12 protein-coding genes (1 of these 12 only partly in view) are annotated in these 11,800 nt (G+C 69.9%); 8 read left to right on the forward strand and 4 right to left on the reverse strand.

Annotated features, from left to right (window positions below; all coding sequences use genetic code 11):
* Nucleotides 1-161: 161 nt before the first annotated feature.
* A complete protein-coding gene (locus GLA29479_RS18055) occupies nucleotides 162-863 on the reverse strand; it encodes a COG4648 family protein (RefSeq protein ID WP_248842758.1) in 702 nt (233 codons plus the stop codon).
* Nucleotides 864-922: 59 nt separating this feature from the next.
* Nucleotides 923-1,192, reverse strand: a complete 270-nt coding sequence (locus GLA29479_RS18060) for a phosphopantetheine-binding protein (RefSeq protein WP_057916227.1) — start codon at nucleotides 1,190-1,192, stop codon at nucleotides 923-925.
* A gap of 229 nt (nucleotides 1,193-1,421) precedes the next feature.
* Between GLA29479_RS18060 and GLA29479_RS18065 the strand changes: the two genes are divergently transcribed.
* The 3 genes from GLA29479_RS18065 to GLA29479_RS18075 all read left to right on the forward strand — a co-directional run bounded on the left by GLA29479_RS18065 (nucleotide 1,422) and on the right by GLA29479_RS18075 (nucleotide 4,278).
* A complete protein-coding gene (locus tag GLA29479_RS18065) occupies nucleotides 1,422-2,822 on the forward strand; it encodes an NAD(P)/FAD-dependent oxidoreductase (protein ID WP_082638790.1) in 1,401 nt (466 codons plus the stop codon).
* A gap of 14 nt (nucleotides 2,823-2,836) precedes the next feature.
* A complete protein-coding gene (locus GLA29479_RS18070; protein WP_057919840.1) occupies nucleotides 2,837-3,838 on the forward strand; it encodes a chorismate transformation FkbO/Hyg5 family protein in 1,002 nt (333 codons plus the stop codon).
* Between the two features lie 191 nt (nucleotides 3,839-4,029).
* Nucleotides 4,030-4,278 carry a hypothetical protein gene (locus tag GLA29479_RS18075; protein WP_057916226.1) on the forward strand — a complete coding sequence of 83 codons (249 nt, stop codon included), beginning with the start codon at nucleotides 4,030-4,032 and terminating at the stop codon, nucleotides 4,276-4,278.
* A gap of 170 nt (nucleotides 4,279-4,448) precedes the next feature.
* Here GLA29479_RS18075 and GLA29479_RS18080 read toward each other — a convergent pair whose 3' ends face one another.
* Nucleotides 4,449-6,011, reverse strand: a complete 1,563-nt coding sequence (locus GLA29479_RS18080) for a dipeptide ABC transporter ATP-binding protein (RefSeq protein WP_057972415.1) — start codon at nucleotides 6,009-6,011, stop codon at nucleotides 4,449-4,451.
* A complete protein-coding gene (locus tag GLA29479_RS18085; protein WP_057916224.1) occupies nucleotides 6,008-6,868 on the reverse strand; it encodes an ABC transporter permease in 861 nt (286 codons plus the stop codon). The genes GLA29479_RS18080 and GLA29479_RS18085 overlap by 4 nt, the downstream gene beginning before the upstream one ends.
* 237 nt (nucleotides 6,869-7,105) lie before the next feature.
* On the opposite strand from GLA29479_RS18085, the gene GLA29479_RS18090 reads away from it, so the two are divergent.
* The 5 genes from GLA29479_RS18090 to GLA29479_RS18110 all read left to right on the forward strand — a co-directional run.
* Nucleotides 7,106-7,570, forward strand: a complete 465-nt coding sequence (locus GLA29479_RS18090) for an RrF2 family transcriptional regulator (RefSeq protein WP_031371271.1) — start codon at nucleotides 7,106-7,108, stop codon at nucleotides 7,568-7,570.
* Entirely contained in the window at nucleotides 7,567-7,890 is a 324-nt protein-coding gene (locus GLA29479_RS18095) for a DUF2292 domain-containing protein (protein WP_057972416.1), read from the forward strand. The genes GLA29479_RS18090 and GLA29479_RS18095 overlap by 4 nt, the downstream gene beginning before the upstream one ends.
* 129 nt (nucleotides 7,891-8,019) lie before the next feature.
* Nucleotides 8,020-9,480, forward strand: coding sequence for an OprO/OprP family phosphate-selective porin (locus tag GLA29479_RS18100; protein ID WP_057972417.1), 1,461 nt, complete (start codon nucleotides 8,020-8,022; stop codon nucleotides 9,478-9,480).
* 76 nt (nucleotides 9,481-9,556) lie between these two features.
* On the forward strand, nucleotides 9,557-10,558 hold the full coding sequence (locus tag GLA29479_RS18105; protein WP_057972418.1) for a sulfate ABC transporter substrate-binding protein: 1,002 nt from the start codon (nucleotides 9,557-9,559) through the stop codon (nucleotides 10,556-10,558).
* 663 nt (nucleotides 10,559-11,221) lie between these two features.
* Nucleotides 11,222-11,800: the 5' portion of a condensation domain-containing protein gene (locus GLA29479_RS18110; protein WP_057972419.1), read on the forward strand. It continues 24 nt past the right edge of the window; the window shows 579 of its 603 coding nt (coding positions 1-579); it begins with the start codon at nucleotides 11,222-11,224; the stop codon falls past the right edge of the window.

An 11,800-nucleotide genomic window follows, 5' to 3' on the forward strand; every position in this document is an offset into this window, starting at 1 on the left:
GCGGGCGGGCGGCGGGGTCGGCGGCTGCGGCGAGGGTCACAGGATAAAGCACGCGCATTCAGCGGGGCGTCGAAATGCGACGCCGGCCCTTGAATTACTGGAATTCGCAGTGTGCGACGCTGCCCAAACGCGGCGCGTGGGCGAACCCGGCCAACCGGTCCTCAGGAAAACAACTCGCGCCAGAAGCCCGGGCCGAGCTTGGCCATGCGGTGCATGAAGTCGAAGAAGCCACTCTCCGGCCGTACCGGGAAACGACGCTGCCGCACCAGGTATTCGCCGGCGAACATGCCGCCGACGATGCCGTAGTTGATCAGGTTGGCGAACCAGGACCATTGCTCTTGGCTGATCGCGATCGGCGGCACCTGGCCCAGGCGCGCCAGCACGCCGTCGGGCACGGCGATCATCGCCAGGGCGCCGTTGACCAGCGCCAGCACCGCCAGCACCACCGCCCACAACGCGGTCAGGCGGCGGGTGTAGCGATACAGCTCGGGCGACAAGGCCGACACCGGGCCTTCGTGCAGAGCCGCGACGATGCGCGTGATCAGGGCCTCGCGCGGCGCGCGCAGGCTGCGCCCGAACCACCACGCCAGCCAGCCGTTGAACAGCATCGGCGGCGCCAGCAACAGCATCTGCGCATACGGGGTGAAGGCCGACGCGACCAGCGCCGCGAGCAGGACCACGGTCGCCGCCCAGGCACGCCAGCGCAGGCCCAGCAGGCCGTCGATGGTGACGAACACGACCAGATCGGCCAGGGCCAGGGCCGCCAGCGCGCCGCCGCCGTCGTGGCTGGCCCAATGCGCCAACACCGGGTAGGCGATCGCCAACAACAAGCGCGCGAGGGCGCTGGACGAAGGAGGGTTCACGTCGGCTCCGAGGACGGGCGCGTGCGCTGGCGGTTCGACACCGCGCCGGCCGCCGGCGTTCAGCCGGCCCGCTGCTGCTCGATATGCGCCGACAGCGCGCGCAGCGAGGCGAAGATGCGGCGGTTCTCGTCGCTGTCGGAGCGCAGCTGGAAGCCGTAGCGCTTGGTGATCGCCAGGGCGAGTTCCAGTGCGTCGATCGAGTCCAGGCCGAGGCCTTCGTTGAACAGCGCCGCTTCCGGATCGATCTGCTCCGGTGCCACGTCTTCCAGGTTCAGGCTCTCGACCAGCAGCTGCGCCAGTTCGCGTTCGGCGGGGCTTTGTTCAGACATCGGGCGATCCGGTCACGGTGGGACAAGGGGCGCAACGATCCGCCATCGGCGCCGCAGGCGCAACCGCCGGGCGCGGGGGACCCGCCCTTCGATGCCGCCCCCCGGCCGCATCGACCTGCGGCGAACCTGCGTTATCAGGCACTTGAGGCGATGTGCCGAAGCGGCGCGGCGATGCCCGCGACCCGCCGCCGCTGCGCAGCGGGCCGAGGCGGCAGGCTATCATTTGCGCATGAATCCGCCCGACTCCGCGCCCGACGCGGCCGCACCGACGGCCACCGCTGCTTCCAGCGCGGCCAGCCCCTCCCACGCCGCGCAGACCATCGACACCGATGTCCTGGTGATCGGCGGCGGCCCGGCCGGCACCACCGCGGCGACCCTGCTCGCCCGCAAGGGCTGGAAGGTGCTGCTGCTGGAAAAAGGCAGCCACCCGCGTTTCCACATCGGCGAGTCGCTGCTGCCGATGAACCTGGCCATCCTCGAGCGCCTCGGCGTGCTCGAACAGGTGCGCGCGATCGGCATCCACAAGCCCGGTGCCGAGTTCCCGATCGACGCCGAGCGCTACAACACCTTCCGCTTCGAGCGCGCGCTCAACCCGGTTTACGGCTACGCCTTCCAGGTCAAGCGCGAGGAATTCGACGAACTGCTGTTCCGCCATGCCCAGGCCAACGGCGTCGACGCGCGCGAACGGGTCAAGGTCGAGAAGGTCGAGTTCGGCGCCGACGGCCGCCCGGCCGTGGTCCACGCCCGCGGCGACGACGGCAGCGAGCTGCGGGTGCGCCCGCGCTACCTCGTCGACGGCAGCGGTCGCGACACCTTCCTCGGCAGCCAGCTCAAGCTCAAGCAGAAGAATCAGCTGCACCAGTCGGCGGCGATCTTCAGCCACTTCACCGGCGTGCAGCGCCGCGACGGCGAGGACGCCGGCAACATCACCGTGCAGCGTTTCGCCCACGGCTGGATGTGGCTGATCCCGCTGCAGCGCGACGTCATGAGCGTCGGCGCGGTGTGTTTCCCCGAATACCTCAAGCAGCGCCGCGGCGACAGCGAAGCCTTCCTGATGCAGACGCTGGAGTCCGAACCCTCGGTGTGGCGGCGCATGCAGGGCGCGCAGCGCTGCGGCGACGTCCACGTCACCGGCAACTATTCCTACACCTGCTCGCGCATGACCGGCCCGGGCTGGGTCATGGTCGGCGACGCCTACGCCTTCGTCGATCCGGTGTTTTCCTCCGGCGTCTACCTGGGCATGAACAGCGGCGAGCAGGCCGCCTCGGTGGTCGACGGCGCCCTGCGCGAGCCCGCGCGCGAAACCGAACTGCAGACCGCGATGGTCAAGCGGCTCAAGCGCGGCCTGCGTCATTTCCAATGGTTCATCTATCGCTTCACCACGCCGGTGATGCGCGAGCTGTTCAACGCCCCGCGCAACTATTGGCAGATCGAGCAGGCGGTGATCTCGATGCTCGCCGGCGACGTGTTCGATAACCGCGACGTGCTGCGCCGCCTGCGCGTGTTCCGCTTCGTCTATGCGATGACGGCGCTGCGCATGGCGCCGCAGGCGCTGCGCGGCTGGTGGCGGCGCAAGCGCCAGGTCGGCGTCGACTTCCGCGGCGACACCCTGCAGCGGGGCAACCCGTGAGCGCGGCCGAAGCCATGCTGGCGATGCCGCCGCAACTGCAGGTCGACTACGTCGCGGCCACGCCGGCCGAACTGCTCGCCCAGGACGACACCCTGGCGGTGTTCGGTTTCGGCGCGCAAGCGCCGCAGCACGACGACCCGCGTTATCTGCGCGTGGCCCTGGAACCGTTCGGCGACCGGCGCCTGGAGCGCTGGCGCGGCCGCGGCCCGGTGATCAAGGGCCGCGACGGCGACCTGGCCTGGTCGGAAGACGGCGCGCTGCAGTTCGGCGTGATCGAGTTCGACGAACCCGAACCGCTGCCGGGCGAAGCCACCAACGGCGAGATCGCGCGCGCCGCCGAATACCTGTACCGCAAGCTGCTCGCCTTCACCGAAGCGCGCGGCTATCCGCATTTGTTGCGGATCTGGAACTACCTCGACGGCATCACCCTCGGCCACGGCGACGAAGAGCGTTACCGCGTGTTCTGCGTCGGCCGCGCCAAGGGCCTCGGCGATTTCGACATCGCGCGCCTGCCGGCGGCGACCGCGATCGGCCGCGTCGACGGCGCGCGCCGCTTGCAGGTGTATTGGCTGGCCTCGCGCACGCCCGGCACGCCGCTGGAAAACCCGCGCCAGGTCAGCGCCTATCGCTACCCGCGCCAGTACGGCCCGCAGCCGCCGAGCTTCGCCCGCGCCATGCTGCCGCCGCAGCCGGCGGCGATGCCCTTGCTGTTGTCGGGTACCGCCGCCGTGGTCGGCCACGAGTCCAAGCACGCCGATTCGGTGCTGGCCCAACTCGACGAGACCCTGGCCAACTTCGACAGCCTGCTCGGCGTCGCCCGCCAGCGCCGGCCGCAGCTGTCGAGCGCGTTCGGCGGCGGCTCCTGCCTGAAGGTGTACGTGCGCGACGTCGAGGAGATCGACAACGTCGCCGCCGCGCTCGACCGCCGTTTCGGCGATCGGGTGCCGCGCATCCTGCTGCACGCGGCGATCTGCCGCTACGAACTGCGCGTGGAGATCGACGGCTCGCACGGCTGAAACATCGCCGTGCAAGCGCCGCCGGCCTCGCTCACGGCCGACAACCTCGATGCAGCGGCGCCGCCAGGCGCCGGAGCGCCTGAATTCGCGCCGGCGCCCATCGGTCCCGGCCACCTGTGGCACTTGAAATCGCCCCGGCAGACGCTACGTTGCGCATGTGGCCAAACGGGCCGACTGCGGAGTACGACACGATGGGATTGATCAGCCTGCTCTGGGGCATCGTCGCGCTGCTGTGGATGATCCTCGCCCTGATCCCGCTGTTGGGCTGGGGCAACTGGTTCCTGATCCCGTTCGCCGCGGTCGGCGCGCTCATCGCCGCGATCGGATTGTTGTTCACACGCTCGGAAAAGAACGGCCGCGCCAAGGCCGGTCTGCTGCTCAACGCCATCGTGATCGTGGTCGGCGTGGTCCGCCTGGGCATCGGCGGCGGCGTCATCTGAGCGCGACCGCCTGAGCGGCGGCTTCATTCGAGTGCGAACGCCTGAGCCGCGACCGCGCCGCTAACGCGACACGGCAATGCAGCGGCGCGATGGTGGCGCCCGATCCTGCGCTATCGATACTCCGAGCCGAAACCTCGGCCCGGAAGGTTCGCGGAGGTGATGGTCCGGGCTCAGGCCTGCTCAAGCCCGGTTTTTGGACGCGCGGCCAGCAAGGCCCGCGTGTGCGCATGCTGCGGCGCGCGCAACACCTGCGCGGTCGGCCCGGTCTCGACGATGCGACCGGCTTCGAGCACGGCGATGCGCTCGGCCACCGCCGCCGCGGCGGCCAGGTCGTGGGTCACGAACAACAGGGCCAGGCCGCGCTCGCGCTTGAGCCGCGCGAGCAGGGCCAAAATCGCCGCGCGGTGATGCGCGTCGAGGGCCGACACCGCTTCGTCGCAGACCAACAGTTCGGGATCGGTCGCCAGTGCGCGCGCGATCGCGATGCGTTGGCGCTGGCCGCCGGAGAACTGGTGCGGGTAACGATCGAGCATGGCGTCGTCCAAGCCGACCGCCTGCATCAATGCGGCAGCATGGCGGCGACGCGCGGCGGCATCGCCGCGAGCGTGAATGCGCAAGGGCTCGGCTACGATCTCGGCGATGCGCAGGCGCGGATCGAGCGAGGCGTAGGGGTCCTGGAACACGACCCCGGTACGCGCGCGTAAGCGACGCAAGGCGCGCGCATCGAGATCGCCGAGGTCGGTGCCGTCGATCGACACCCGGCCCTGCGCGCCGCGCAACAGGCGCAGCAACACGCGGCCGAGCGTGCTCTTGCCGCTGCCGCTCTCGCCGACCAGGGCCAGGCCTTCGCCGCGCCGCAGTTCGATGTCGACACCGTCGAGCGCGCTGTGCGCGGCGCGCGGATAGCGCATGCGCAGGCCTTCGCCGCGCAACAGCACCGGCGCCTCCGACACGCGCTCCGGCAAGGCCTCGATGCGGTCGGCGGCGAGCAGCTCGCGCGTGTAGGCCTGGCTCGGCGCGGCGAACACCGCCGCGGTGTCGCCGCGTTCGACCACCGCACCGCGCTGCAGCACCAGCAATTGCTGCGCGTAGGCGCCGACCAGCGGCAAGTCGTGACTGATCAACAACAACGCCAGGCGATCCTCGCGGCGCAGGCGGTCGAGCAGGTCGAGGATGTCGCGGGCGATGCGCGCATCCAGGGCCGAAGTCGGTTCGTCGGCGATCAGCACCCGCGGCTGGGTCGCCAACGCCAAAGCGATGGCGATGCGCTGGCGCTGGCCGCCGGAGAACTGGTGCGGATAGCGGCGCAACGCGTTCGCCGGGTCCGGCAATTGCACCCGTTCGAACAAGGCCAGCGCACGTTCGCGAGCGGCCGCGGCCGACAAGCCGCAGACCGCGCGCAGGGTTTCGTCCAGTTGCGCGCCGACCCGGCGCAGCGGATGCAACGCCGCAAGCGGGTCTTGCGGCACCCAGGCCAGGCTGCGGCCGCGCAGGCGCGCGTGCGCGGCGCCGCCGAGGGCGATGCGTTCGCCGTCGACGCTGAGGCGCCCTTCGCCGCGCAGCTCCGGCGGCAACAGGCCGAGCAACGCGAGCGCGGTCAGGCTCTTGCCGCTGCCGCTTTCGCCGACCACGCCGAGGCATTCGCCGGCCTGCAGTTGCAGATCGAGCGGCCCGAGCAAGCCGCGCGCGCGCGTCGCCACCGTCAGCGCCTGCAGGCACAACAGCGCGCTCATGCGGCCGCCGCCTCGACCTTGGCGCCGCCGTCGCGGGCGTCGCCGCGTACGTCGAGCCAATCGCGCAGGCCGTCGCCGAGAAACTGGAACGCGGCCAGGGTCGCGACCAGGAACCCGGCCGGGAACAACAAGGTCCACGGCGCGCTGTCGAGCTCCTGCACGCCTTCGGCGAGCAGGCCGCCCCAACTCGACGAAGGCTCGTCGATCGACAAGCCGAGGAAGCCGAGGAAGCTTTCGACCAGGATCGCCTGCGGCAGGATCAGGCCGAGATACACGAACGCCAGCGGCAACAGATTCGGCAGCACGTGCCAGCGCAGGCGCTGGCCGAAACTCGCCCCGGCCGCCTGCGCGGCGAGCACGAACGGCGCCTCGCGCAGGCGCGCGGCCTCGGCGCGCATCACCCGCGCCAGGTCGATCCAGACATACCCGCCGATCGCCGCGAGCAGCAGCAGCAACGAACGCTCGAACAGGGTCAGCAACAGGATCACCACCAACAGGAACGGCAGCGCCGAGAACACGTCGAGCACCCGCAACATCGCGCGCTCGACGCGGCCGCCGGCGAGGCCGGCGATGGCGCCGTAACCCAGGCCGATGACCAGGGCGACCACACTGGCGAGCAAGCCGATGCCGAGCGACAGGCGGCCGCCGGCGAGCGTGCGCGCGAACACATCGCGGCCGATCGCGTCGGTGCCGAACCAATGGCCGGCCGTGCCCGGCCGCACCGACAGCGCGTCCCAGTCGGGCAGGATCGGCCCGTAGCGAGCCAGCGCCGGCGCGAGCCAGCAGGCGGCGGCGAGTGCGGCGAGCACCAGCAGGCAGGTGCGGGCGAGCGGCGGAAGCGAGGCGAGAGAACGCATGGCCGCTCATCCTAACGGCTTCGCTAACGAACGGGTCCGGCGCAAGCGGCGGCGCGCCCACTCCTTATCGAGCCAATCCATTCCCCCCTTTGGAAAAGGGGGCCAGGGGGCCTTTGTTTTACTTCCGGCCTCCATCGCAACCCGCCCCCACATAGCCCCAGGGCATAAGCAGATGAGGCAATACCTTTTCCCCTGGGCCACCGGTCGCGGCGACATTCCCTACATGGTGAATGGGAAATGCTGACGATGAAGGCCAAGTACGCACTGCGCGCGATGTGCGCGCTGGCGCGTGCCGACGGCGGCCGGCTCCGGGGCGGCAGGCTGCAGGCGCGCACGATCGCCGAACACAGCCGCGCACCCGGCAAGTTCCTCGAGACCATCCTGGTCGATCTGCGCCAGGCCGGTTTCATCGACAGCCGACGCGGCCAGAAGGGCGGTCACGCCCTGGCCCGCCCGGCCGACCAGATCATGATCGGCGACCTGATCCGCGCCATCGACGGGCCGCTGGCGCCGGTGCGCTGCGCCAGCGTCAGCGCCTACCAGCCCTGCTCCGACTGTCCCGACCCCGACGCCTGCAGCCTGCGTTCGCTGATGCGCGAGGCGCGCGACGCGATCTCCGACGTGCTCGACCGGCGCAGCCTGCACGAGCTGGCCCTGGCGCCCGGTTCGAGCCTGGCCGCGCTGGCCGGAGACGGCCCGTGAGCCGGCAGGTGCCGGGCGAGCGCGGTGCCGGCCGCCGTGCCCGCGCGTCGGCCGAACCGCGCCAGCAAGATCCGCGCCAGCAAGACCAGCGCCCACCCGAACGCGCCGCCGCGCGCCGAGCCGGCGCCGAGCGGCTACAGCCGAGCGTCGAACCCGAGATCAACATCGTCAACCTCAGCGACAGCGAGTACCAGTTGCTGACCGCGGTGCGCGAACTCGGCCAGGGCCAGATCGAAGTCGTCGTGCACAGCTCGCGCATCGTCCAGATCACCCGCAGCCAACACCTGCCGGTGGCGCCGACGCGGGCGCCGCGTCCGTGAGCCGCGCGCCCTGTCGACGCCGGTAATCGATTCCGCGGCCGTCGCCGCGGCCGCTCGACCTGCACCCACCCGCTATCGGCCCGATCGATGGGCCCACCGACTGTCCAGTCACCGCTGAAGGAGCGCACCATGCAAACCCGGGTTCGACTTGCGAACGCAACGCCTGCCGCGACCACTTGGCTGTGGGGCGCGCTGGCGTGTGCGCTCGCCTTGCCGGCCCCGGCGCAAACCGCTCCGCCTACGGTCGAAGAGCTGGCCCAACGTCTGCGCGCGATCGAACAGCGCCTCGGCGGCGGCGAGGCCGTCGCCGACGCGGCCGCCGACAGCGGCAACCTGGCCGACCTCGATCAACGCCTGCGGGTAATCGAACGCCGTCTGGAACTGCAAGCCGAGGAAAGCGCAGCCAAGGCGGCGAGCACGCCGACGCTGACGCTGAGCGCGAGCAAGGGACTGGCGGTGAAATCGCCGCCGCCGGGCGACGTCGAACTGAAGTTCAAGGCGCTGGTCCAGGCCGATGGCCGCTTCTTCATCGGCGACGACACGGTGCCGCAGAACGACACGTTTCTGTTCCGCCGGATCATGCCGACCATCGAAGGCAGTTGGGGCTCGCTGGTCGGCTTCCGCCTGACCCCGGAGTTCGCCGGCGACAGCGCGACCATCGCCGACGCCTACCTCGACCTCAAGTTCGATCCGCGCGCAACCGTGCGCATCGGCAAGTTCAAGAGCCCGGTCGGCCTGGAGCGCTTGCAGTCCAGCGGTTCGACCGCGCTGATCGAACTCGGCCTGGCGTCGGAGCTGACTCCCAACCGCGACCTCGGCGTGCAACTGCAGGGCGAGTTCGCCCAGTCGACGGTGTCGTACGCGCTCGGCGTCTACAACGGCGCGGTCGACGGCCGCGACAGCCCGACGGTGAACCCGGACAACGACTTCGAACTCGCCGGACGCCTGTTCTTCGAACCGTGGAAGAACCACAGCAACGCACTCTCCGGCCTGGGCTTCGGCCTGGCCGGCAGCCGCGGCGACAAGCAGGGCAGCGGCAACAACGTCCTGCCGCGCTACCGCACCCCAGGGCAGACCCAGTTCTTCAACTACCGCGGCGCCGCCCTGGCCGACGGCGCGCACACGCGCTGGTCGCCGCAGGCCTGGTACTACCGCAACGCCTTCGGCGTGCTCGGCGAATACGTCAGCTCCAGCCAGCAGGTGCGCATCGGCGCGGCCGCCGACGAACTCGACCACCGCGCCTGGCAAGTCACCACCGGCTACGTGCTGACCGGCGAGGACGCCGGCTACAAGGGCGTGGCGCGGCCTAACCATCCGTTTACGGTCGGTGGTGCAGGCTGGGGCGCGTTCGAACTGGTCGCACGCTACGGGCGCCTGGAGATCGACGATGCGGCTTTCCCGCGCTACGCCGATCGCAACGCCGTCGCCGCCGCGGCGCGTTCGTGGGGCCTGGGCCTGAATTGGTACCTGACCGGCAACCTCAAGCTGGTCGCCAACTACACCCAGACCGAATTCGAGGGCGGCGCCGCCGCCGGCCGCGACCGCGAAGACGAAAAGGCCTTCTTCACCCGCGCCCAGCTCGCCTTCTGAAGCCGGGCATTGCAATACCCGCGACTCTCCGACACCCAGTTCGCCCCCCAGTTCGCCCCACGCACAGGACTTACCGATGAAAACCAGTTTCCGCCTGATGTTGCTCGGCCTGGCCCTCGCCGCCGCCTCGGCATCGGCCAAAGACGTCGAATTGCTCAACGTGTCCTACGACCCCACCCGCGAGTTCTATGCCGAGGTCAACCAGGTCTTCGCCGCGCAGTGGAAACAGCAGACCGGCGAAACCCTCAACCTGCGCGCCTCGCACGGCGGCTCCGGCAAGCAGGCGCGCTCGGTCGTCGACGGTCTCGAAGCCGACGTGGTGACCCTGGCGCTGGCCGGCGACATCGACACCATCGCCAACGCCAAGCAGTTGCCGGCGAACTGGCAGACGCGCCTGCCGCACCAGAGCTCGCCCTACACCTCGACCATCGTGTTCCTGGTGCGCAAGGGCAATCCTAAGCGCATCAAGGACTGGGGCGACCTGACCCAGGCCGGCCTCGGCGTGATCACGCCGAACCCGAAGACTTCCGGCGGCGCGCGCTGGAATTATCTGGCCGCCTGGGCCTGGGCTTCGACCAAGTACCGCGACGGCGACAAGGTCGTCGACTACCTGACCCAGTTGTTCAAGAACGTACCCGTGCTCGACACCGGCGCGCGCGGCTCGACCACGACCTTCGTCGACCGCGGCATCGGCGATGTATTGCTGGCCTGGGAAAACGAGGCGCTGCTGACCCTGGAGCAGCCGGCCAATCGCGGCAAGTACGAGATCGTCGTGCCGAGTCTGAGCATCAAGGCCGAACCGCCGGTGGCCTGGATCGACAAGAACGTCGACAAGCACGGCACCCGCAAGCAGGCCGAAGCCTATCTGCGCTTCCTGTACACGCCCGAAGGCCAGCGCCTCGCCGCCAAGCACGGCTACCGTCCAGCCGAACCGGACAAGGTGCCGGCGGCCGAGCTCGCCAAGTTCCCGGCGGTGAAGCAGGTCACCATCGACAGCGCGTTCGGCGGTTGGAAGAAAGCCCAGGCCGCGCATTTCTCCGACGGCGGTTTCTTCGACAAGATCTATCTGCCGAAGTAAGCCCGCGCACGACGAGATCGATAGCTTGCCCTCGCAAAGGGCAAGCGGCCGGCCTCGCCCATCGCCACGCCGGCACGAGCCGCGACACCGAACGGTGCCGCGGCTCTTTCATTTGTGCGATCCATGAACGCACCGCACCGGCTGCGCGGCGGCCAGTCGGCTGACGTCGCGTCCACATCCGAGACTGCGTTGGTGCACTCATCGTCCGCGTGCCCGCGATCACGCCGCGGCGATCGCGTGCGCATGCGAGACCGACCCTAGCCGCGCGACGTCGGCCGCCGAAACAGCGTTTTTTGCGATCGCCGACGCGATGCGCCGGACGCTTCCGTGTCGGACTCCAAGCATGGAGTCCCGCGCTCATCACAGTTATCCGTTTACGCACGGATAGGGACATGGACGCGTCAACGCCGCGCTGCATACTCGCGGCGCATCGCAACGAGCCTGTGCGGCCGGTCGCGTTATGGGAAGCCGAGTCGTCATCGTTTCGTCATCGACGCTGCGCATGCGACACGCAGGGGCGTCCGCATCGCGGCTTGCGATACCCGCCGCCGTTCGGTGCTCGCCGCTCCGATCGCGGCGCACCACTTCATCGCTCGCCCATCGCCGCATCGGCCGCCCTGCGCATGCCGAGCGCTGCGCGGGCTCTCATCCTGGAACCGCTCCATGCGCAACGCTCAGATCGAAGACCTGCTGCCGCTGTCGCCGTTGCAGCACGGCTTCCTGTTCCACGCCCTCTACGACCAGGAGGTGCAGGACAGCTATGTCGTGCAGATGGTGTTCGCGCTCGACGGCGCGCTCGATGCGGCGGCCCTGCAGGCGGCAGCGCAGGCGCTGCTGCGGCGCCACGCCAGCCTGCGTGCGGCCTTCGTCCATCACAAGATCAAGGAGCCGGTGCAGGTCATCCAGCGCGAAGTCGAGCTGCCGTGGCGTGAAATCGATCTGGGCGGCTTACCCGCCGACGAACGCGCCGATGCATTGGCGCAAGCCATCGCCGACGACCAACAGCAGCGCTTCGAGCTGACCCGTGCGCCGCTGCTGCGCTTCGTGCTGGTGCGCGAGTCGGCGAGCCGCCATTACCTGTTGTTCACCAGCCACCACATCCTGCTCGACGGCTGGTCCTCGCCGATCCTGCTGCAAGAGCTGTTCGCGCTGTACCGCAACGGCGCCGACGCGCAGGCGCTGCCGCGGGTCACGCCCTACCGCGACTACATGCGCTGGTTGACCTCGCGCGACGCCGCCGCG

This window comes from Lysobacter antibioticus (assembly GCF_001442535.1).
Taxonomy (GTDB): Bacteria; Pseudomonadota; Gammaproteobacteria; order Xanthomonadales; family Xanthomonadaceae; genus Lysobacter; species Lysobacter antibioticus.